The organism is Kutzneria chonburiensis, assembly GCF_028622115.1.
Classification (GTDB): domain Bacteria; phylum Actinomycetota; class Actinomycetes; order Mycobacteriales; family Pseudonocardiaceae; genus Kutzneria; species Kutzneria chonburiensis.
In genome coordinates this window covers 4,485,934-4,507,500 of the sequence record NZ_CP097263.1, presented here as the reverse complement: position 1 = coordinate 4,507,500, position 21,567 = coordinate 4,485,934, and the positions used below count along the sequence as shown (strand labels likewise).

At 68.9% G+C, this 21,567-nt stretch carries 19 protein-coding genes and 2 pseudogenes; 6 read left to right on the top strand and 15 right to left on the bottom strand.

Features of this window, described 5'->3' with window-relative positions; all coding sequences use genetic code 11:
• The first annotated feature begins 29 nt into the window (after nucleotides 1–29).
• The 3 genes from M3Q35_RS20045 (at nucleotide 30) to M3Q35_RS20035 (ending at nucleotide 3,136) form a co-directional block, all read left to right on the top strand.
• Nucleotides 30–713 carry an SMI1/KNR4 family protein gene (locus M3Q35_RS20045; RefSeq protein WP_273943441.1) on the top strand — a complete coding sequence of 228 codons (684 nt, stop codon included), beginning with the start codon at nucleotides 30–32 and terminating at the stop codon, nucleotides 711–713.
• A 103-nt stretch (nucleotides 714–816) separates the two neighbouring features.
• Nucleotides 817–2,127 carry an ATP-binding protein gene (locus tag M3Q35_RS20040; RefSeq protein WP_273943440.1) on the top strand — a complete coding sequence of 437 codons (1,311 nt, stop codon included), beginning with the start codon at nucleotides 817–819 and terminating at the stop codon, nucleotides 2,125–2,127.
• Between the two features lies 1 nt (nucleotide 2,128).
• Complete coding sequence (locus M3Q35_RS20035; RefSeq protein WP_273943439.1) at nucleotides 2,129–3,136, top strand: tetratricopeptide repeat protein; 1,008 nt, start codon at nucleotides 2,129–2,131, stop codon at nucleotides 3,134–3,136.
• Here the strand turns inward: M3Q35_RS20035 and hpnH are convergent.
• From hpnH to hpnC, 7 genes and pseudogenes are all read right to left on the bottom strand, one after another.
• On the bottom strand, nucleotides 3,102–4,112 hold the full coding sequence (gene hpnH / locus M3Q35_RS20030) for an adenosyl-hopene transferase HpnH (RefSeq protein WP_273943438.1): 1,011 nt from the start codon (nucleotides 4,110–4,112) through the stop codon (nucleotides 3,102–3,104). The two genes, M3Q35_RS20035 and hpnH, sit on opposite strands and share 35 nt — an antisense overlap.
• A complete protein-coding gene (locus M3Q35_RS20025) occupies nucleotides 4,109–4,645 on the bottom strand; it encodes a nucleoside phosphorylase-I family protein (RefSeq protein ID WP_273943437.1) in 537 nt (178 codons plus the stop codon). Before M3Q35_RS20025 ends, hpnH begins: the two co-directional genes overlap by 4 nt.
• On the bottom strand, nucleotides 4,638–6,473 hold the full coding sequence (shc, locus tag M3Q35_RS20020) for a squalene--hopene cyclase (protein ID WP_273943436.1): 1,836 nt from the start codon (nucleotides 6,471–6,473) through the stop codon (nucleotides 4,638–4,640). The genes M3Q35_RS20025 and shc overlap by 8 nt, the downstream gene beginning before the upstream one ends.
• On the bottom strand, nucleotides 6,470–7,477 hold the full coding sequence (locus M3Q35_RS20015; protein WP_273943435.1) for a polyprenyl synthetase family protein: 1,008 nt from the start codon (nucleotides 7,475–7,477) through the stop codon (nucleotides 6,470–6,472). The genes shc and M3Q35_RS20015 overlap by 4 nt, the downstream gene beginning before the upstream one ends.
• Nucleotides 7,474–8,799, bottom strand: coding sequence for a hydroxysqualene dehydroxylase HpnE (hpnE, locus tag M3Q35_RS20010; protein WP_273943434.1), 1,326 nt, complete (start codon nucleotides 8,797–8,799; stop codon nucleotides 7,474–7,476). The genes M3Q35_RS20015 and hpnE overlap by 4 nt, the downstream gene beginning before the upstream one ends.
• Nucleotides 8,796–9,668 carry a presqualene diphosphate synthase HpnD gene (gene hpnD / locus M3Q35_RS20005; RefSeq protein WP_379794364.1) on the bottom strand — a complete coding sequence of 291 codons (873 nt, stop codon included), beginning with the start codon at nucleotides 9,666–9,668 and terminating at the stop codon, nucleotides 8,796–8,798. Before hpnD ends, hpnE begins: the two co-directional genes overlap by 4 nt.
• Nucleotides 9,665–10,479: pseudogene (gene hpnC / locus M3Q35_RS20000) on the bottom strand (squalene synthase HpnC). The gene hpnD and the pseudogene hpnC overlap by 4 nt, the downstream one beginning before the upstream one ends.
• Nucleotides 10,480–10,855: 376 nt before the next feature.
• Between hpnC and M3Q35_RS19990 the strand changes: the two are divergent.
• Nucleotides 10,856–12,013, top strand: a complete 1,158-nt coding sequence (locus M3Q35_RS19990; protein ID WP_273943432.1) for a serine hydrolase domain-containing protein — start codon at nucleotides 10,856–10,858, stop codon at nucleotides 12,011–12,013.
• Nucleotides 12,014–12,119: 106 nt separating this feature from the next.
• Here the strand turns inward: M3Q35_RS19990 and M3Q35_RS19985 are convergent, their stop codons facing one another.
• Complete coding sequence (locus M3Q35_RS19985) at nucleotides 12,120–12,563, bottom strand: MarR family winged helix-turn-helix transcriptional regulator (RefSeq protein ID WP_273943431.1); 444 nt, start codon at nucleotides 12,561–12,563, stop codon at nucleotides 12,120–12,122.
• Nucleotides 12,564–12,625: 62 nt separating this feature from the next.
• Here M3Q35_RS19985 and M3Q35_RS19980 point away from each other — a divergent pair, with 62 nt between their 5' ends.
• Entirely contained in the window at nucleotides 12,626–12,991 is a 366-nt protein-coding gene (locus M3Q35_RS19980) for a VOC family protein (RefSeq protein ID WP_273943430.1), read from the top strand.
• Between the two features lie 28 nt (nucleotides 12,992–13,019).
• On the opposite strand, the gene M3Q35_RS19975 is transcribed toward M3Q35_RS19980, so the two are convergent.
• From M3Q35_RS19975 to M3Q35_RS19960, 4 genes are all read right to left on the bottom strand, one after another.
• Nucleotides 13,020–15,032 (bottom strand): NPCBM/NEW2 domain-containing protein, encoded by a 2,013-nt coding sequence (locus M3Q35_RS19975; protein ID WP_273943429.1) that lies wholly within the window; start codon nucleotides 15,030–15,032, stop codon nucleotides 13,020–13,022.
• Nucleotides 15,033–15,130: 98 nt separating this feature from the next.
• Nucleotides 15,131–15,772, bottom strand: a complete 642-nt coding sequence (gene pcp, locus M3Q35_RS19970) for a pyroglutamyl-peptidase I (protein ID WP_273943428.1) — start codon at nucleotides 15,770–15,772, stop codon at nucleotides 15,131–15,133.
• 3 nt (nucleotides 15,773–15,775) lie between these two features.
• Entirely contained in the window at nucleotides 15,776–16,741 is a 966-nt protein-coding gene (locus M3Q35_RS19965; RefSeq protein ID WP_273943427.1) for a DUF979 domain-containing protein, read from the bottom strand.
• Complete coding sequence (locus M3Q35_RS19960; RefSeq protein WP_273943426.1) at nucleotides 16,738–17,427, bottom strand: DUF969 domain-containing protein; 690 nt, start codon at nucleotides 17,425–17,427, stop codon at nucleotides 16,738–16,740. Before M3Q35_RS19960 ends, M3Q35_RS19965 begins: the two co-directional genes overlap by 4 nt.
• A 267-nt stretch (nucleotides 17,428–17,694) precedes the next feature.
• On the opposite strand from M3Q35_RS19960, the gene M3Q35_RS19955 reads away from it, so the two are divergent.
• Entirely contained in the window at nucleotides 17,695–18,528 is an 834-nt protein-coding gene (locus M3Q35_RS19955) for a S1 family peptidase (RefSeq protein ID WP_273943425.1), read from the top strand.
• Nucleotides 18,529–18,550: 22 nt separating this feature from the next.
• On the opposite strand, the gene M3Q35_RS19950 is transcribed toward M3Q35_RS19955, so the two are convergent.
• The 3 genes and pseudogenes from M3Q35_RS19950 to araD all read right to left on the bottom strand — a co-directional run bounded on the left by M3Q35_RS19950 (nucleotide 18,551) and on the right by araD (nucleotide 21,287).
• Nucleotides 18,551–19,423, bottom strand: a complete 873-nt coding sequence (locus M3Q35_RS19950) for a LacI family DNA-binding transcriptional regulator (RefSeq protein ID WP_337960614.1) — start codon at nucleotides 19,421–19,423, stop codon at nucleotides 18,551–18,553.
• A complete protein-coding gene (locus tag M3Q35_RS48525) occupies nucleotides 19,366–19,536 on the bottom strand; it encodes a LacI family DNA-binding transcriptional regulator (protein ID WP_337960613.1) in 171 nt (56 codons plus the stop codon). Before M3Q35_RS48525 ends, M3Q35_RS19950 begins: the two co-directional genes overlap by 58 nt.
• Nucleotides 19,537–19,581: 45 nt before the next feature.
• Nucleotides 19,582–21,287: pseudogene (gene araD, locus M3Q35_RS19945) on the bottom strand (L-arabinonate dehydratase).
• Nucleotides 21,288–21,567 lie beyond the last annotated feature (280 nt).

Here is a 21,567-nt window from a genome sequence, read left to right as displayed (position 1 = left end):
GGTGGGGTGACTTGCCGTATTCGGATGCCGTGGAGAAGCTGCTGTCGATCGGTGGTGACGCGCTGTCGTCCGTCGAGCCGCCAGGGCCAGCGGCGGGCGACAGTGGTGCTTGGTCGCTCGACGGACTGCTCCTGCGCAAGAACGGGTTCTATGCGTTTGAGTCCGCGTTGCACGTTTATGCGTCCGGGGACAGTTCGGCTCCGGGGCGTTCGATCGAGGAGTGGAACGACGGCGGTCTGTGGAAGCGGGCCTACGGTGGCCTGGTGACCGATGGTCGTTTCTTTGCGGAAGACGTCTTTGGTGGCCAGTTCGTGCTCGTCGGGTCCACGGTCTACACCTTCAATCCTGAGACCGCGGAACTGTCACCCTTTGCTGAGGGCGTGGGAGGCTGGGCGGCTGAGGTTCTTGATCAATACGACTTTGTCACCGGATACTCGGTTGCTCATGCGTGGCAGCAGGCTCATGGCGCGCTTCCTGTCGGTCACCGACTTGTTCCGCGTATCCCGTTTGTGCTGGGCGGTGAGTTCGTGGCCGACAACATGGTGTCGGTGGAGGCGGCGGTGGCTATGAGGTACATGGGCAGGCTTGCGAACGAATTGTCGGACTTGCCGGACGGGGCGCGCATCAAGTTCGACCGTGGGATGGTCGACAGTCTCGCGTGTGCGCGGTGGACGAACGAAGAATCGCCCTGTGTCTGCTTCGGCCGAGCCTGAGTGGCGAATTGGGGGTTTTCGGCCTTGCGTCGCAATCGGGGGAGGCCCCTTGCGGTGATCGGCGGGATAGACTAGCGGGATCCTGGTGTAGGGGAGGGCCCGAGTGTCGGACACGCCGTTGATCCGGAGTCTGCGTGCGGCGGTGGCGGCGGTGCCGGGAGATGTGACGCTGCGGCTGCATCTGGCGGAGCTGCTGCTGGTGGTGGGGGACACCGAAGGGGCGGCGGAGCAGGCGGCGGAGGCGCTGGGGTACGAGCCGACGTCGGGAGCGGCCAGGGATGTGCTGGGGCGGGCGCTGGGGACGCCGGGGGTGCGGAGCGAGCCGACGAAAGCGGAGCTGCGAGCGGAGGCGGAGCCGGAGCGCGCGGCGGAGCTGAAGTCGGACGCGGAGCCGACCCGAGAGGCGGAGCCGTCCGTGGCGAATGCGGAGCCGGAGCCGAAGGCGGTGGAGCCGAGGGAAGAGCACGACCCCGCGAACGCGGAACGTGTGGGGGAAGTGGTGTTCGACTGGGCGGCGGCCGAAGAGCAGCTGGGGTTTCTGGACGTTGAAGAAGGCCGGATCACGTTGAAAGACGTGGGTGGCCTGAAAGCGGTGAAAGAGAGGCTGGAAGCGGCCTTTCTGGCACCTATGCGGAATCCGGAGCTGCGGAGGCTGTACGGGAAGGGCATGAAAGGCGGCCTGATGCTGTACGGGCCGCCGGGGTGTGGGAAGACGTTCATCGCGAAGGCGGTGGCGGGGGAGCTGGGGGCGAAGTTCATCGCGGTGACGTTGTCGGATGTGCTGGACATGTACATCGGGCAGTCGGAGCGGAACCTGCACGAAGTGTTCGAGCTGGCCAGGAGGAATGCGCCCTGCGTGCTGTTCCTGGATGAAGTGGACGCGCTGGGGCAGAAGCGGAGTCAGCTGAGGTCGTCCGCCATGCGGGGGACGGTGAACCAGCTGCTGGTGGAGCTGGACGACGTCAGGGACAGCAACGAAGGGGTCTTCGTGCTGGCGGCGACGAATCACCCCTGGGACGTGGACACGGCGCTGAAGAGGCCGGGCAGGTTCGATCGGACGCTGCTGGTGCTGCCGCCGGATGGCGAAGCCAGGCAAGCGATTCTGGAATACCACCTGAAGGACAGGCACGCGCGAGGGATCGACATCGCGAAGCTGGCGAAGAAGACGGACGGGTACTCGGGGGCGGATCTGGCGCACGCCTGCGATGTGGCGGCGGAGAAGGCGCTGCTGGACTCCGTGAAGACCGGGCGGACGAGGATGATCGGCGCGAAGGATCTGGAAGAAGCGCTGAGGGAGGTCAGACCGTCTACGGGGCCATGGTTTGCGGCGGCCAGGAACGTGGCGATGTTCGCCAACGAAGGCGGCATGTACGACGACCTGCTGGCCTACCTGAAGAAGCACCGGCTGGCCTGACATGGACAGCATCGGCCGGGCCCGCACGCTGATCGATCTGGGCCGCCACGAGCAAGCCAGGGAAGAACTGGCCAAGGCCCTGGCGGAAGACCCGGCATCGGTGGAGGCCTGGTGCCTGCTGGCGCAGTGCGAGCAGAAGACGGGCGACGTCCAGGCGATGCGGTATGCGGCGAGTCAGGCGCTGGCGTCCAATCCGGACAGTGAATGGGCGCACCGGCTGCAAGCGCTGGCGCTGCACAAGCTGAAGCGGCACGAAGAGGCGATCGCCTCGGCCAGGGAGGCAACCAGGCTGGCGCCACACCAGTGGCAGCAGTACGTGGTCCTGGTGACAACGCTGATCCCGTTGCTGGACAAGTACTATACGGAAGCGACGGAGGCGGCGGACCGCGCGGTGGAGCTGGCGCCGCTGCAAGCGGAGGCGCACCTGACCCGGGGTGTCCTCAATGGAGCGAAAGGGAATCTGCCTGAGGCGGAAAGGAACTACCGCGAGGCGCTGAGGCTGGACCCGGAGAACGCCGCCGCCCGCAACAACCTGGCGACGATCGAGCTGAGGGGCAACAACCTCGAAGCGGCGACGGCGGGCTTCGCGGCGGCGCTGGCGGAGAACCCGAGGCTCCAGGTGGCCCGTGACAACATCGACCTGGTCTGCCGAAGAGTCCTGAGGGGCGCGAGGCTGGCGTCGCAGACGGTGTTCATCGGCGTCGGCTTCGTGACGGTGACTTCCGAAGGGGGCCACGCCTTCCCGGAGGCGATAGCGGCCCTGCTTTCCATCCTCTGGCTGGTGATGGTGATCAGACTGGTCACCCGCCTGGCCAAACCGGTCCGCGCCCACCTGCGCGGCCTGATCCGCAACGACCGCCGCTACACCCCGACGGTACTGTCCACAATGGTCTTCATCGCGGCGGCCCTCACGGCCGCCTGGATGCCGGTCTACCTCCTCACCGCCGGCATCCTGGCGACCGTGGCCTACTTCGTCACCGACCGACTGCGGCGCGCAAGGACTGCTTGAGCGAACCGAGCGTGGCCAACACGGCGGTGGGCTCGTAGCCGCAGTGCGCCATGCAGTTGGCGCAGCGCGGATCCTTGCCCCGGCCGTAGGCGTCCCAATCGGTCTCGTCGATGAGCTCCCGGTACGTCTTGGCGTACCCGTCGGACATCAGGTAGCACGGCTTCTGCCACCCCAACAGCGAATACGACGGAATGCCCCACGCGGTGCACGAGAAGTCGATCTTGCCCTCGAGGAAGTCGAGGAACAGCGGGGAGTGGTTGAGACGCCACCGCTTGCGCCGGCCGTCGGCGAAGGCCTTGCGGAACAGCTCCCGCGTCTCCTGCACGCCGAGGAAGTGCTCCTGGTCGGGCGCCTTCTCGTAGGCGTAGGCCGGTGAGATCATCATCTCGCTGACCTTGAGGTCGTCGTTGAGGTAGTCGAGCACCTCGATGACGGTCTGCGGCGTGTCGGTGTTGAAGAACGTGGTGTTGGTGGTGACCCGGAACCCGCGCTTCTGGAGCTCCTTCACGGCCTCAACGGCCTCGTCGAACACGCCGTCCTTGTCGACGGACAGGTCGTGGCGTTCCTTCAACCCGTCGATGTGCACGGCGAAGGCGAAGTACTTGGACGGCTTGAAGTCGAACTTGTCGATCCGCTTGCGCAGCAGCACGGCGTTGGTGCACAGGAAGACGTACTTCTTGCGCCGCACCAGCTCGTTGACGATCTCGTCGATCTGCGGGTGCATCAGCGGCTCGCCGCCGGCGATGGAGACCATCGGGGCGCCGCACTCCTCGATGGCGTTGACCGCGCGTTCGACCGGCATGCGCTGGCGCAGCAGGTCGTGCGGTTGCTGGATCTTGCCGCAGCCGGCGCATTTGAGGTTGCAGGCGAACAGCGGCTCCAGCTCCACGATGAGCGGGAACTTCTCGCGCCGGCGCAGCTTCTGCCCGAGCAGATAGCCGGCGATCCGCAGGCTCTGGTGCAACGGCATGTTCACTGTTGGACCTCTTTCACTTGCGATTCCGCCCAGTGTCGCAACACCGGGCCGATTGCGGCGAGGCGGCGCAGCGCAGCGACGCCACCGCCGAGGGTCGCCGGCCCGAGCAGTGCCCGGGACGGCGTGTCGACGATCGCGCGCACCACGGCGTGCGGGCGGTCGCCGGCGAGTGCGAGCACGCGGGCGGACTCCATGTCCACGGCCAGCGCGCCGGTGTGCAGTGCGAGTTCCGAGCGTTCCGACGGGCCGACCAGGTGGTCGCTCAGCGCGACCTCCCCGTGGTGCACGGGGAAGCCGTTGGCCCGCAACGACATGGCCAGCGAGAGATCATCGACGACCAGGTCGCCGGGGGCGATCCCGTCGACCAGCGCGCCGCCGACCCCGGCGACGACAAGACAGGCGCCGGGCGGCAGCGAGAGCCGGGACGGGTGCCGAACACCCAGCCCGACCGCGATCACCGGCACGTCGCCCAGTCCGCGCCGCAGCGCGAACCGCTCGATCCGCAGCGCGGTGACGACGACGAGATCACCCATCGAGATACCGACCCAGCGCGGTCAACGGAAAAACCAGCCGATACAGGTGATAGTTGATGTAGAAGTCGCCGGGGAAGCCGGTGCCGGTGAACTGCGGCTCGTCCCACGTGCCGTCATCACGCTGGGTCGCGACGAGCCAACGGATCCCGCGCTCGGTGGCGGTGCCGCGTTCGCCGGCGGCCAGCAGCGCGAGCAGCGCCCACGCGGTCTGCGACGCCGTGGAATCACCACGGCCGACCCACGACTTGTCCCGATAGGACCGAAGGTCCTCGCCCCAGCCGCCGTCGGCGTTCTGGTGCTGCTCCAACCACTTCACCGACCGGCGGATCGCCGGGTGCACGGTCGGCAGGCCGGCGGCGATCAGCGCCGGCACCACGGCCCCGGTGCCGTACACGTGGTTCGCTCCCCAGCGGCCGAACCACGAACCGTCGGCCTCCTGGTTGTCCAGCAACCACTTGATGCCCCGCCGCGCCGGCTGCAACCCGGAAAGCCCCTCGTGCGCCAGCATTTCCACCACGTGCGCGGTGACGTCGGCCGACGGCGGGTCGATGACGGCCCCGAAGTCGCAGAACGGCAGCTTCTCGGCCAGCCGCCGGGTGTTGTCGGCGTCGAACGCGGCCCAGCCGCCGTCACGCGACTGCATGCCGATGGTCCACTCGACGGCCCGCCGCACCGCGGGCTCGTCGGACGGCAGCATTCGCCGCAGCGCCAACACGATCTCGGCGGTGTCGTCGACGTCCGGGTAGTTGTCGTTCTCGAACTCGAACGCCCACCCGCCCGGCGGCAGCGACGGCCGGCGCACGGCCCAGTCGCCGCGCACGGTGACTTCCTCGTCCAGCAGCCAGGTCCCGGCTTCCTTCAGCACGGGATCGTCCGGCGGCATGCCGGCGTCCAACAACGCCGTGACCGCCAACGCCGTGTCCCACACCGGGGACTGGCACGCCTCCAGCCGGCGGACCCCGTCCTCCTTGATGGTGAACGACTCCAGGCCGGCAAAAGCCTTCTTCAACACCGGATGATCCAGCGGATAGCCGCGCAGGTGCAGCGCCAGGATGGAGTACACCCACGGCGGCTGGATGCCGCCCCACCCACCGTCGGCCTCCTGTCGGGCCAGAATCCACTTCAGGCCCTTGCGGATGGCGAACTCCCGCAACGGTTTCACCGGCAACCGAGAGTGCAGGTGCAGCACCTTGTCCAGGCGCTGGAAGAAGCCGGCCCAGCTCAGCGCCGGCGCCAGCGGCGCGGCCGGCTGGCCGGTCTTCAGCTCGGCGACCGAGATCCCCAGCGGCCGCACCGGCCGCATCGAGCCGACGATGGTCAGCGGCACCACGGTCTGCCGGGCCCAGCAGCCCCAGTCGTAGATGTTGAGCGGGAACCACTTGGGCAGCAGGATCATCTCCGGCGGCAGCACCGGCAGCCGGTCCCAGGACCATTCCCCGAACAGGGCCAGCCAGATCCGGGTGAACACCCGGGTCTTCTCGATGCCGCCGTGGTCCAGCACCCACTGCCGGGCCCGCACCATGTGCTCGGCGTCGGCCGGGTCGCCGGCCAGCTTCAGCGCGGTGTACGCCTCGACGGTCGTCGACAGCTCGCCGGGACCGCCGTAGAAGGTGGCCCAGGTGCCGTCTTCCCTTTGCTGGGAACGGATCCACGCGGCCGTCTCGGCCGTGCCGACCGGTTCCCGAATGCCGAGGAACTGCCGCATGAGCAGATCCTCGGCGTCCATCGTGACGTTGGTCTCGAGTTCGCCCTTCCACCAGCCGTCGCTGTCCTGCAAGGACACCAGGTGGTCGATGGCCTTGCGCCGCGCCAGATCGACATCACTCACCGATCGCGCTCCGTCACGAAGTGCGTGATCTGCCACAGAGCCTCCCGAACATCAGCAGGGGCGCCGACCGCGTCCAGGTTCTCGCCGGCCGCGCGGACCTGCCGGTCGGCCTCGGCCTCGGCCCAGGCCAGGCCGCCGGCCTGCTCGATGAGCCGGGCGAACTCGGGCAGCTCCTCGTCGGCCGGGGTGCCCTCGACGAGATAGCGCGCCGCGAGCTCGTCGCCGGCCGCGGTGCCGGACGTCAAGGCGGCGACGACCGGCAGGGACTTCTTGCGTACCTTGAGATCCGCGAGCACCGCCTTGCCGGTGACCTCGGGCGCGCCCCAGATCCCCAGCAGGTCGTCGACCAGCTGGAAGGCCAGCCCGAGGTGCATGCCGAAGCGCGCCAACAGGTCTACGCGCTCGGGCGGCGCGCCGGCCAGGATGGCGCCGATCGACGCGGCGCAGCGCATCAGCGCGCTGGTCTTGCCGTTGGCCATCTCGATGCACTCGACCAGCGTCACGTCGCGGCGGCGCTCGAACTCCAGGTCGGCGCTCTGCCCGGCGATCAGGTCCTGCACGGCCAGCGTCACACTGTCGATGGCGGCCGGAGACGCCGCCGGCTGGAGCACCTCGACGGCCAGCGTCAGCAGCGCGTCGCCGGCCAGAATGGCCGCCGGCACACCGAAAAGCTTCCACGCCGTCGGCCGGTGGCGTCGCTCGATGTCACCGTCCATGACGTCGTCGTGCAGCAGCGAGAAGTCGTGCACGAACTGCACGGCCACCGCGCCGGGCACGCCCTGCTCGATCGTGCCGCCGGCGGCCTGGGCCGACAGCAGGGCCAGCGCGGGCCGCAAAGCCTTGCCGCCGCTGCCGTTCACCGGTTTGCCGTCCGGGTCGAGCCAGCCGAGGTGGTAGCTCACCACGTGCCGCACGGACGGGTTGAGGGTGTCGACGGCGCGCCGCATGGCCGGCTGCACCAGGTCGGCGGCGGTGGTGACGGGGCGGGGCAGCGTCGAGGTCATCGGGCCACCTCGCTCACCGGGGCGGGGAGCTGCTCCGACAACAACCTGGCCGCGTTCTGTCCGCTGCGCACGGCACCCTCCATTGTGTCTGGCCACCCCGTCGCGGTCCACGCCCCAGCCAGCACCAGACCGGGCGTGCCGGTCCGCTGGGCGGCGCGCCTGCGACCACTGCCCGGCTGCTGCCGGAAGGTGGCCGTCCGCTCCCTGGTGACGAAAAAATCGGTGGGGTGCTGCCCGGCGGCGCCCGGCAGGACCCGGCTGATCTCCGGCAGGAACAGCTCCCGCAGCCGCGGCACGGGCAGGTCGATCCAGTCGCCCGCGGCCGACACCGACACGGCCAGGTACTGGCCCTCGGTCAGCCCCGACACCGCGGTCCGGTCGAACGCCCACTGCACCGGCGAGCCGACCACCGCCACGAACGGCAGGTCGGTGACGCGGCGCGGGAAGACCACGTGCACGTTGAAGATCGGCGAGTGGCCGAGGTCGTCGGTGACGACGTCGGGCAGCAGCCGGGCCGCGGCGTCGGCGGCGGTGGCCACCACGACCGCGTCGGCGACGATGGTGTCCTCGCCGGTCACGACCTCGAAACCGTTGTCGTCACGGCGAATCTCCTGCACCGGGGCGTGCAGGCGGACCTGGGCCCCGTGGGCCTGGAGATACGCCATGGCCGGCTCGCCGTGCAGCTCGGACAGCGGCACCGCCGGCACGCCGATGTCGCAGTTCTCGCTGCGGTCCAGCAGGCCGGTGCGGAACACCTTGGCCGCCAAGGCCAACGACGCCTCGTCGGCGTCACAGTTCAAGGCGGCCACGGTGATCAGGTTCCACAAGGCGGCAATCGTGGCGTCGTTCTGCCCGTGCGCGCGCAGCCAGTCGCCGAGACTCTGCTCGTCAAGACGCGGATCGGCCGGATTCAGCCGCCGCATGGCGGGCACCGCCCGCGCCGCCCGCAGCCGGTCGGCCGGGGACAGCAGCTTGTACGTGGCCAGCGAGCCGAGCAGGTGCAGCGGCGCCGGCAAAGCCGTGCGGGACAGGGAACCCGGCGTGCCGTCGACGCCCTGCACCGGGATGTGCATCCGTGGCTGCATGTCGATGTGGTGAGCAACGCCGATCTTCCGCAGGAAGTCGAGGTAAGCGGTGTAGCAGCGCAGCAGCACGTGCTGCCCGTTGTCGACGACGAGATCGCCGCGGTTGAAGGAGAACGTCACACCGCCGAGACGGGCGCGGGCCTCCAGCAACGTCACAGCCAGGCCCCGGTCGGCCAGTTCGCAGGCGGCGGTGAGGCCGGCCAAGCCGCCGCCCACGACAACCACCCGCGCGGTCACGGCCGCGACCCGGCCAGCGATCGCGCCGCGACCAGGACTTTCTCCCAGTCCGGCAAGGATGTTCGTGAGCTTCGGACCAGCCACGGTCGGGTCATCATGCGGGCCAGCAGCCGGTGGTAGATGCCGGCCATGGCGGCGCAGCAGGCCCGGCTGCGACCGTCGAGGCGGGGCAGCAGCCGCAGACCGACGCCGTACCACTCCTCGGCCCGCGCGCCCTGGTAGGACAGCAGCGCCGACAGCGCATCCTCGTCGTCCACCAGGTTGCCGTCCGCGTCGAGGTCCAGCGTGCAGCCGAAGCGGCGCAGGTCCTCGGCCGGCAGGTAGATCCGGCCGTTGCGGCGGTCTTCCAACACGTCGCGAAGAATGTTGGTGAGCTGCAGGGCAACGCCGAGCGCGTCGGCCAGCTGGGCGTCCCGCGCCTGGTCGGGGCTGCCGAACACGGCCAGCGACAACCGGCCGATCGAGCCTGCGACACAACGACAGTAGTGCCGAAGGTCCTCGAACGTCTCGTACTCCGTGCCGAGCACGTCGGCCTGGCAGCCGTCGATCAGCTCGTCGAACGCGCCCAGCGGCAGACCGAACCGCAGGGTGGCGTCGTTGAGCGCGACGGCAACCAGATCGTCCTTGCGGTCGGCGAGATTGTGCAACCTTTCACGAACTTCGTTCAGCCCGGCCAACCGCTCCGCGGCCGGCGCGTCACCGTCGCCGATGTCGTCCACGAGCCGGGCGAACGCGTACACCGCACTGAGCGCGCGCCGTTTGACCGGCGGCAGCAACCGGATCCCGTAGGAGAAGTTCTTGGCCTGCTCGCCCGTGACGCGCTCGCAGTAGTCGTAGGCCGCGTCGACGGTCAGCCGCACCTGGGTCACCGGCCACCGCCGAGCGAGCGCACCAGTTCGGCCGCCGTGCGGGATTTACGTGGTCGTGGTGTGGTTGTCAGCACGTCGAAACCGGCGTTGACGATGGCGGCGGCGGTGGCCCGCCCGCCCGCGACGTAACCGGCGACGGCCAGCCGGGCCAGTCCGCTCAGCGTGCCCACGATCGCCGCCCCCTCGTCCAGCAGCCGCAACGTGCGCTGCGTCTCGAACGCGATCAGCGCCCGCACCTCCCGATTCGCCTTGGTGGCGGCCAGATCCGCTTCCTTGACGCCGAATCGCTCCAGGTCTTCGGCCGGCAGGTAGATCCGCCCGGCGCGGTGGTCCTCGGCCACATCCTGGAGGTGCTCCAGCACCTGGAGGGCCGAACACACCTTGTCCGACAACGCGGCCCGTTCCGGCGTCATCGCGTCGAACACGTGCAGCACCAGGTGTCCCACCGGATTGGCCGACAGCTCGCAGTAGCCGAGCAGGTCGGTGAAGTCGCGATAGCGCTTGACCTGTTGGTCGCGGCGGTTGGCCTGCACCAAACGGTCGAGGGGGTACGCGGGATGCCGCACTCGTGCACGGTGACGGTCAGATCGGCCCACAGCGGGTCGGTCGCGACGTAGCCGGCGTAGATGCGGTCGATGTCCCGGTCGACCTTGTCCAGCAGGGCGTTGCGGTCACCGGTGGCCTCGTCGCCGATGTCGTCGACCAGCCGGGCGAAGGCGTAGATGGACAGCAGCCGCCGGCGGATCCGTGGCGGCAGCAGGAGCGAGGCGACCGTGAAGTTCTCGGTGCCGGCCTTCCGGTGTATGGCCACCACGTCGTGGCCGGCAGGGGTGGGCTGCGGTGGCAGGGGTGTAGTCCAACTCGGCCGCGCAGGCGTGTCGACCACGGGGTCCTCCGGTGGTGCTTGCGGAGTAGCAGTGTCGAGCGCCGGTCGTGGTGCGCCGATTTCCGGTGACCCCGGTGGGCCCGCCGACGGCCGGTGTCCCCATACGGTGATCCACACAGGAGATCTTCGCAACCTGAATCAACACCATGAGACCTTTTCGGGCCATCGATCACGCCGTCGGCCGCGTCGTGCCGCACCTGCCCCGCGCTGAGTCGGGCCACCCTCTTGAGTCCAGACCAACCAGTCGGTATGTTCTTGCCGCAGCAACAGCCGTATCCGATCAGACGAGGATGTGGTTGACATGGCCGCCACCACTGTCGATGGCACCTGCGACCCGGCTTTCGTTCGCGTACGAGACGTTTTGGCAGCTCAGCTGGCCGATGGCCGGCAGATCGGGGCCGCCGTCGCGGTCCGCGTCAATGATCGAGAAGTGGTCGACCTCTGGGGCGGCCATGCCGATTCAGACCGGTCAAGACCCTGGGCGCCAGACACCGTGGTCAACGTCTGGTCGACCACCAAGGGCGTCGTCGCGCTGGCGTTCCACATGCTGGTCGACCGTGGTCTGCTCGACCCCGACCGGCCCGTCCGTATGTACTGGCCGGAGTTCACGAACGACGCGGTGCTGGTGCGGCACCTGCTGTCGCACCGGGCCGGACTGGCCGCGTTCCGCGAGCCGACCACGGCCGACGAGCTGGCCGACTGGAAGTTGATGATCACTCGGCTGGCGGACACCCAGCCGTGGTGGGAGCCGGGGACCGCGTCCGGCTACCACGCGCTCACCTACGGTTTCCTTGTCGGTGAACTGATCCGGCGGGTCACCGGCGGGACCGTGCGGGAATTCCTCCACCGTGAGGTGGCCGATCGGGCAGGGGCCGACTTCCGGATCGGACTGTCCCCGGCGGACAACCACCGGGTGGCGACCCTGGTGCAGCCGCCGCCCCCGGACCCGGCGGCGTTCCAGGCGATGTTCGCGCAGCTCAATCCCGTGGCGCTGGCGGTGCTGACAAATCCGATAGTCGGCCCGGCCGAGGGCAACGCCGAGTTCTGGCGGGCGGCGGAGATTCCCGCTGCCAACGGGCACGGCACGGCCCGCGGGGTGGCCGCGCTGTACGGGGCCTTCGCGTTCGGCGGTGTCGCCGGTGGACAACGTCTGCTCAGCGCCGGCCAGGCGGAGCGGGCCCGCGAGGGTCAAGGGGCCAGTGTCGACCTGGTCATCGGCGCCGCCGGGCTGGGCGGGCGGGAGTCCGAGTTGGCGTTGGGCCTGTGGTTGTCCGGCCCGGACGGCCACTACGGACCCAACCCCCGCGCGGTCGGACATGACGGCTTCGGCGGCTCGTTCGGGCTGGCCGATCCCGAGGCCGGGCTGGCCATCGGGCACACCATGAACCTGATGGGCAACGTCATCGCCGACGACCCGCGCAAGATGGAGCTCATCGAGGCCGTGTACTCCTGCCTGTGAAAGACAGGTCGCGGTGCGTGACAGGTTCCGGTGGGATAAATCAGGCGGTTGCCGTTTCCTTGGCACTGACGGGTTTCACCTCGGCGAAGGTGGCAGTGGGCCCGGGCTAGGCGTCGGTGCGCAAGGAATGGATCATCCTGCGCAGGATGTGGAGTGCGTCGGCCTGCTCGGCCTCGGTCAGGCCGGCCAGCATTCTGACCTCGACGGACCGGACCGCCACGGTCGCCTTCTCGAGGCTGCGCCGGCCGCGGGGCGTGAGCCGCGTGGGTAGGGCCTTGCCGACCGGCGCCGCTGTGGCCCTGGTGACGTAGCCGTCGCGTTCCAGGGCCTGGAGCAGCACGTTCATCGTCTGCCGGGTCACGAACGCGCCCCGCGCTAGTTCGGAGTTCGACAGACCCGGTCGTTGCGCCAGCAGTTCGAGGCAGGAGTAGTGCGTCACGCTCATCCCGAGCGGCCGCAGCACGTCGTCCATGGCCGAGCGCAGCGCACTGGACGCCTCCTTGAGCAGGTAGCCCAGTGACGTCCGCAGGTCGACACCGTCTTGACTCATGTCAGCATTCTGACATACGTTGACTCGTGTCAGAAAGCTGACATGAGAGAAGGAGTGTCGTCATGCCCGTCACCGGTCCCGACTTCGTCTCGCTACAGGCGAGCGACCTCGCCGCTTCGCAGGCGTTCTACGAGCACTACCTCGGCCTCGTCCGCTCGCCGGCCGGGCCCCCGCACGCCGTCGTCTTCGAGACGAAGCCGATCGCGTTCGCCCTCCGCGACCTCGTCCCCGGCACTGATCTCGCATCGGTCCAGCCCGGCATCGGCGCCGCGATCTGGCTGCACGCCACCGATGTGCAAGCCATTCACGACGCACTGGTCGCCGACGGCCACGCCATCGTCTCCGCACCGATCGACGGCCCCTTCGGCCGGACCTTCACCTTCGCCGACCCCGACGGCTACCGGATCACCCTGCACGACCGCGCCTGACCGGCCTTCCGGCCGGTCAGGCGTGTTGTCAGGTGCAGGTGGCCTGCGGGCCGGCCCAGTCGGCGTGGTCGTTGGTGTTGCCGTCGCCGCCGTCGGTGACGATCAGCCGCAGCAGGCTCGCCCCGGTGACGTCGGCGTGCAGGGTCTGGGCGGGGTCACCGCGTTTGATCAGGCCGGAGTCGGCGACCTTCTTCCCGTCGGCCCAGATCTCGAAGCTGACCGAGCCGGCGCCGGTCTTCTCGTCGTCGAGTCCGACGACGGTGTCGACGGCGGAGCATCGTCCGGCGAGGTAGTAGGTGACGGTGCTGGGGGCGTTGGTGCCCAAGCCCTTGGCGTAGGTCACGCCGCCGAGCTTGATCGGATGCCCGTCGCCGGCCTTGGACTCGCCGTTGCTGGTGTTGCGCTCGACCGGTCCGTAGCCGTTGTCGGCCGACAGCCACGGATCGTCGCCGAGTTGCGTGGCCCCGGACGGCAGTGGCGTGGCGACGGAGACCGCGAGATCGTAGTCCATAGTGGACTTGCCGGGTTCGTAGGTCGTGTTGACGTGCAAGGGATAGCTGCCTGGTGGCGTACCGGCGGGCGTGGTGACGGACCACTTGGTCTGGAGATCATGGCCGGGCGACAGGACGGGGTAGAAGGTCGGTGTCGCGGCGCTGACCGTCCAGCCGGCGGGACCGGTGATTTTCACGGCAGCGAAAAGTCCAGGCAGGACACCGTCATTGCTGGTCGTGGTGGTCACGGTGGTCGTGGTGCCGGGCTGCACGAGCGCAGGCGCGCCGGGATAGGGGACCGGCAGCTCGGCGTTGGTGTGCACAGCCGGCGGGTTCGACCACCAGTTGCCGCCCGCGTGCACCCGGAACATCGCCGTGCCGTGCGCCGGCACGGTGGCGCTGATCTTGCCGGCCGTCTCGAACGTCTTGTGCGACCAGAGGTCGTTCAGCTGGTACCCGAACGCCTTGGGCAGGCCGACCGCCGCCGCGGTGGTGCTGATCGTCGCCGGCGAGTTGTTCTCGTTGAACAGCGCCACCGCCCGGTCGCCGTTGGCCAGCGGCTTGGCGACCACGTGCAGACCGTTCGCATTGGACAGTTCAGTTCCCTGAACTCCCAACGGATCCTGGTCGACGGCGATGACGTCCCGGTTGGTCAGGATGCCCATCGTGGCCGGCGTCGCCTTGCGGATGTCCGACCCGATCAGCAGCGGCGCCGCCATGACCGACCAGAGGCTGAAGTGGCTGCGGTACTCCGTGTCGGTCATGCCGCCGTTGCCGACCTCCAGCATGTCCGGGTCGTTCCAGTGCCCCGGCCCGGCGTACGGCGCGAGCACGACGTTCTTCTTGAAGATGGACAGCATCGAGCTGTACTTGTCGCTGATGTCGCCGGTGGTGCGCCAGGAGTTGCCGACCGCCGGGCCCCACGTCCACGGGTCGTTGACGCCCCATTCGCAGAGGCTGTACAGAATCGGCCGCCCGGTCGCGGCGAGTGCGTCGCGCATCGCGCTGTACCGGTCGATGTACTGCTGCGTTGTCGTGCTGCCGGCGTTGTTGCAGTTGTCGTACTTCAGGTAGTCCACGCCCCACGACGCCCACAGCGCCGCGTCCTGCCTCTCGTGCCCCAGTCCGCCGGGAAAGCCCGCCGTGTTGCAGGTTTTGGTGCCGGCACTGGAATACAGCCCGAACTTCAGGCCTTTCGAGTGCACGTAGTCGGCGACCGCCTTGATGCCGTCGGGAAACCGCACCGGATCCGCCACCAGGTCGCCGCTCGCGTCCCGCTGCGGCAGCGCCCAGCAGTCGTCCAGGTTGACGTACTGGTAGCCGGCATCCTTCAGTCCCGACGAGACGAACAGGTCGGCGATGCCCTTCACCATCGTCTCGTTGAAGTCGCCGCTGCAGTGCGTCGCGTTCCAGTTGTTGAACCCCATCTGCGGGGTGCGGGCCAGACCGTTGTCCAGGGCCACCGCGGCCGGCGCGGCGACCAGCGCCAGCCCCGCCGCCGCAGTGACCGCCGCGACCCCGATCGCCGCCAGCCGTAACCGGACAGACATCGGACCTCCTCGTCGACAAGGGCGGTGAGCCCATCACACAAGGAGTCACCCAAGGCCGCAAGGTATCGAAAGACCACTTGACAGTGGCCAGGTCACGGTCAGTGCAGCGTGCCCTCGGCGACGGCCAGGTCATCGGAGGTCTGGAGGCAGGCGAGGGTGAAGGCGGCGAGGCCGTCGGCGATGGTGTGAAGGGGGAGGGAAGGGCGGGAAGCGCCGGCGGAGGCGGTCATCTCGGCGCTGTACGGGACGTGAACGAAGCCGCCACGGATATGGGGCGCGGTGGTGGCGATCAGGTGCATGAGGCCGTAGAAGACGTGGTTGCAGACGAAGGTGCCGGCGGAGTACGAGACGGCGGCGGGGATGCCGGCGGTGCGCATGGCGGCGACGGCGGCCTTGATGGGCAGACCGGTGAAGTAGGCGGCGGGGCCGCCGTCGACGATGGGCTCGTCGATCGGCGACCGACCGCTGTTGTCGGGAATCCGGGCGTCGCTGAGGTTGATCGCCACCCGCTCGGGAGTGATGACGTCGCGACCGCCGGCGAGGCCGACGGCGATGACGACGGAAGGGTTGTGCGCGAGCACCGCCTGCCGCAACACGACGAGGGACTCGTCGAACACGCACGGCAGCAGCTGCTTGACCACGGAGACACCGGGCAGGTCGACGAGGCCGACGGCGTCCCAGGAAGGGTTGACGGCGTCCCCGGCGAACGGCTCGAAACCGGTCAGCAGCACGGTGCTCATGGCTCAGAATCCCATCAGGTACATGATCGCGATGTTGCACACCAGCAGCGGCCCGGCGGTCGGCAGCTGCGCCTTGATCGGCCCGTAGCGGTCCTTCATCTCCAGCAGCACGGCCGGCACGATGTTGAAGTTGGCCGCCATCGGCGTGCACAGCGTGCCACAGAACCCGGCCAGCATGCCCACGGCGAACACGATCGCCGGGTTGCCGTGGAAGCCCTGGATCAGCACGGGCCAGCCGATCGCGGCGGTCATCACGGGAAAAGCGGCGAACGCGTTGCCCATGACGATGGTGAACAGCGCCATGCCGACGCAGTACAGGATCACGGCGATGAGCAGCGATCCCTTGGGCAGGATCGCCGACACGATGGTGCCGACGGCGGTCCCGACGCCGGAGTTGGCGAACACCAGGCCCAGCACGGCCAGCATCTGCGGCAGCACGACGGCCCAGCCGATGGACTGCAACAGCCGGGTGCCCTCGACGAGCGGCAGCGTCAGCTTCACGCCACCGGCCGGCCGCAGCAGCACGAGCCCGACCGCGGTGGCGACGATCGCGCCGACGCCGAGACCGGTCAGGGTCGCGGTGCCGGTGGCCAGCAACGGCTTCCCGCCGACCTTGATGGACACGATCATCGTGCCGAAGATCAGCGCCACCAGGGGAATCATCAGCGCGGGGATGAACAGCTTGCTGCGCAACGTGTTGGCCGCGGAGATGCGGTCGGCCTGACCGGTGGTGGCAATGGTCGTCCGGCCCAGGGCCCCGAAGCCGGCCAACCCGGCGATGACCAGCACGGCCAGCCCCAGCGGCCACGGCGGCGCGGTCTTGTTGACGACGAACGTGGAGTAGCAGAAGGAAAGTCCCAGCAGCGCCCAGAACGCGGCGCCGCCGTACTGCGCGCGGCGATAGCTGAAACCCGCGCCGATCAGGAAGAACAGGCCACACGCCCAGTACAGCCACTCGGCGTCGATCATTGCGCTGCCACCTCCTGCTTGGTGGAGGTCTTGGCCAGGCTCCGGTCGAGCCACAGCAGCCGGGCGCCGTGGATGAGGTACGCGCAGACGGCGGTCGGAATGGCCCAGACCGCGATCTGGAGCGCGTCCAGCTTCAGGTGGTACGTGCTGTCCACGAAGCTCGTGATCAGCAGGATCGACCCGACGGCAAGGAAGATGTCCTCGCCGAAGAACAGTCCGACGGTGTCCGAGCTGGCGGAGAAGGCTTTCACGCGTTCGATCTGCCGGTCGGACAGCTCGCCGTGCCGGCGCAGCGCGGCGGCCAGCGCCATGGGGGAGATCAGCGGCCGGACGGTCTGGGCCGGCCCGCACATGCCGGTCAGCCCGAGCGCCGAGGTGCCCTGCCGGATCAGCATGTACGCCGCGAGCAGGCGGCCGGTGGTCAGCGCGCGCAGCTTGCCGATCAGACGCGCGGCCTGCTGTTGCAGGCCGTACCGTTCGAGCAGGCCGATCGCCGGGAGGGTGATCACGTAGATGGTGACCGAGCGGTTGCCGGCGAAGCCGGTGCCGAAGGTGTCCAGGATGGCGACCGGGTTGAGGCCGCCGAGCAGGGCCGTGACGATGCCGGAGACGGTGACGACCAGCATCGGATTGAGCCGCAGCGCGAAGCCGATCACCACAAGGGCGACGCCGATGAGGACGATCATGTGACCTCCTTCACGGGATGGGGTTCCCAGGAGGGTAAGGGTTGTTCAACAATCCTACAAGACGCTACTACGGACGGTGGTGGCCCGCACCTGAGTGGCTCAGGTGGCCCTGGAGCGCAAATGAGCCACTCACGTAGCGTCCCCCCGGTCGCTCACGTGGGTGAAACGTCCGACTTCCGGCGGGTACCGACCGGTGCGCCTAGCCGGTCAACTGGTCCGACACTGCTACACCGTGTCACGCCCTGGAGTCACGGAAGGATCCCTGCCATGCGCAAGCGCGCCCTGCTCGGCGCCCTCTTCGGCGCCCTGCTCGCCACCTCAGCAGTCGCCGTCCCCACGGCCACCGCCGCGCAGTCCACACTCCCTGCTGTCGCGGCCATCGACTTCTCCGGCACGGTCGCCCTGAACAACTGCTCCGGCTCCCTGGTCAAGCTGGGCAGCGCCCCGACCTCCGGCCCGGCCCTGGTCCTGACCAACGGCCACTGCTACGAGGGCGGCTTCCTCGACCCGGGCGAGGTCCTGGTCAACCGGTCGTCCAGCCGGTCGTTCACGCTGCTCTCCCCGACCGGCGGCAACCTGGGCACGCTGCGCGCGTCCAAGGTCGCCTACGCCACCATGACCGACACGGACATCACGCTCTACCAGCTGAACACCACCTACGACGCGATCAAGTCCCGGTACGGCATCAGCCCGCTGGAGATCTCCACGGTGCACCCGACCGCCGGCACCGCGATCAAGGTGGTCTCGGGCTACTGGAAGCGGATCTACAGCTGCAACATCGACGGCTTCGTCTACCGCCTCAAGGAAGGCGACTGGACCTGGAAGGACTCGATCCGCTACACGTCCACCTGCAACACCATCGGCGGCACCTCGGGCTCCCCGATCGAGGACCCCAGCGGCAAGCTGATCGGCATCAACAACACCGGCAACGAGAACGGCGAGCGCTGCACCGTCGACAACCCGTGTGAGGTCGACCAGTCCGGCAACGTCACCGTCCACGAGGGAACGAACTACGGCGAGGAGACCTACCTGCTCGCCGGCTGCATGACCGGCAGCGCGGTCGATCTGACCAAGGCCGGCTGTGCCCTCCCCAAGCCGTAAGAGGTAAACCCGGTAATGGGTCTTACGCCGGCGGCGCCGTGGTCGCGCGCACGATGAGCTGGGTGTCCAGCTCCTCCTGCCGCACCTCGGCGTCCCGGTTGGCCAACCGGTCCAACAGCAGGTCCACGGCCAGCCGCCCGGCCGGCACGACCGGCATCGCCACCGTGGTCAGCGGCGGCTGGCACAGCGCCCCGAACATCAGGTCGTCGAAGCCGGTCAGCGACACGTCCTCCGGCACCCGCACGCCGCGGTCGCGCAGTCGGGCCAGCACACCGAGGGCCATGATGTCGTTGTACGCCACGATGGCCGTCACCTTCTCGGCCATCGCCAGGTCGGCCGCCTGTAGACCGCCCTCGTAGCGCGGCGGGAACGGCCCCATGTCGACCAGGTCGACATCGTGGCGCTGCACGGCGACGCGCAGCCCGCGGCGACGTTCCTTGTTCGACCACGAGGTGCGCGGCCCGTTGAGGAAGGCGATCCGGTGGTGGCCCAGCGCCACCAGGTGGTCGATGACCTGGCGCATGCCCGAGCCGGAGTTCATCAGCGCCGCCGGCACGCCCCGCATGCGGCGGTTCAGCAGCACCAGTGTCGTGCTGTCGGCCAGCTCCCGCACCTGCTGCTCGTCGATGCCGGGCGAGCACAGGATGACGCCGTCGACCTGCTTGGCCATGGCCCGCACCAGCTGCTCCTCGGCCGCCGGGTCCTCGTCGCTGTCCGCGACGAACACCGCGTGGCTGGCCATCCGGGCCTGGTTCTGCACGCCCTTGAGCACCCCGGTGAAGAACGGGTTGTTCAGGTCGGGCACCACGATGCCGATGTTGCCGGTCTTGCCGGTGATCAGGCCACGTGCGGCCAGATTGGGCTGGTAGCCGAGGTCGGCCGCGACCGCGAGCACGCGTTCCTCGTCGTCGCCCGCACCAGGTCGGGTGAGGTGAGCGCGCGCGACACCGTGGCCACCGACACCTGCGCCTGCCGCGCCACGTCGCGAATGGTCACTGCCACCGACATCCACCTGCCTTCCTGGAGCAACCGGAACTGTACGGGATCTTCGCCTCAGGTCGCGTCAGGTTCGGGCGTGCGACCTTGCCGGGCCAGGAAGTCGAAGTCGCACCCCTGATCGGCCTGCATGATGTGTTCGCTGAACAGGGCGCCGTAACCCCGGTGGTAACGCGGTTGCGGCGGTGTCCAGGAAGCCCGGCGAGTGGCCAGTTCCGCATCGTCCACATGCATGTGCAAAAGCCGTTTCGCGACGTCCAGCGTGATCAGGTCACCGGTTCGGAGCAATGCCAGCGGACCGCCGGCATGCGACTCGGGTGCAACATGCAATACGCAAGTACCGTAACTGGTCCCGCTCATTCGCGCGTCGGAAATCCTTACCACATCGCGCACGCCTTCCCGCAGCAGCTTTTTCGGGATCGGCAGCATTCCGTGTTCCGGCATACCCGGACCGCCCAGCGGGCCGGCGCCGCGCAGCACCAGCACGGAGTCGGCGGTGACCGGCAGATCCTCGTCGTCGATGCGGCGCTGGAGATCGCCGTAGCCGTCGAAGACGATCGCCGGGCCGGTGTGGCTGAGCAGCTCGGCGCGGGCCGCGACGGGCTTGATCACGGCCCCGTCCGGCGCGAGATTTCCCCGCAGCACGGCCAATCCACCGTCGGCGGCCACCGGGTTGTCCAGTGGACGGATGACCTCGTCGTGGAAGACCTCCGCGCCGGCAAGGGTTTCGCCGAACGTCCTGCCGCTGACCGTCAGACGCTCCAGGTGCAGCCGGTCGCGCAGGCGCGTCAGCAGGCCGCGTAACCCGCCGGCGTAGTAGAAGTCCTCCATCAGGAACCGGCCGCCGGGCCGCAGATCGGCCAACACGGGGACGGTGCGGGAGGCCTCGTCGAAGTCATCCGGGGTGATCTTCACGCCGGTGCGGTTGGCCATCGCGACCAGGTGGATCACCGCGTTGGTGGAGCCGCCCAGCGCCAGCACGGTGGTGATCGCGTCGCGGTAGGCCGGCTCGTCCAGCAGCAGCGACGGCCGCAGGTCCTCGCGGACCATCTCCACGATGCGCATGCCGGAGGCCGCGGCCATCCGCTCGTGGCCGGAGTCGACGGCCGGGATCGAGGCCGCGCCCGGCAATGTCATGCCCAGGACCTCGGCGACGGAGGTCATGGTGGAGGCGGTGCCCATGGTCATGCAGTGGCCGGGGAGCGGGCCAGGCCCTCCTCGAGCTCGCCCCACTGCCGGTCGTCGACCAGGCCGGCGCGCCGCTCGTCCCAGTACTTCCACATGTCGCTGCCGCTGCCCAGCACCTCGCCGCGCCAGTTGCCGCGCAGCATCGGGCCGGCCGGCACGAAGATCGCCGGCAGGTCCATGCTGGCCGCGCCCATCAGCAGCGCCGGCGTGGTCTTGTCGCAGCCGCCCATCAGCACCGCGCCGTCGACCGGGTAGGAGCGCAGCAGCTCCTCGGTCTCCATGGCCAGCAGGTTGCGGTAGAGCATGGCCGTCGGCTTCTGGAACGTCTCGCCGCCCATCGAGCCGGCCGGCAGCTCGACCGGGTAGCCGCCGGCCTGCCAGACGCCGCGCTTGACCGCCTCGGCCCGTTCCCGCAGGTGGCTGTGGCAGGGGTTGAGCTCGGTCCACGTGTTGACGATGGCGATCACCGGCTTGCCGAGGTGCTCGCGGCCGCCGATGCCGAGCTGGCGGGTCCTGGTCCGGTGGCTGAACGCGCGCAGGCCGTCGCCCTCGTACCACCGTTGACTGCGCAACATCCGCTGCCTCCTCGTTCGCTCTGGACACCGTCATTGAAAACGTTTACTGTGTGTTTCAGCAACCCGGGGCTACCCCGAGGGAGCAGCACGAACCCCGGTGTGGGTTGACATGCGCGGCGGCTTAGTCAACCCACACCGGCCCTTCACCTGGCACGTTGTAAATCGGCCCGAAAATGCGAGCTGCTCTTTCGTCCCCCTCTTTGGCACGGCCGTACCGGCGTTATCCCCTATCCTGAGCGCTACGCGATCGGGGATGGCGGCGGTGCGCAGATCCGTCGGC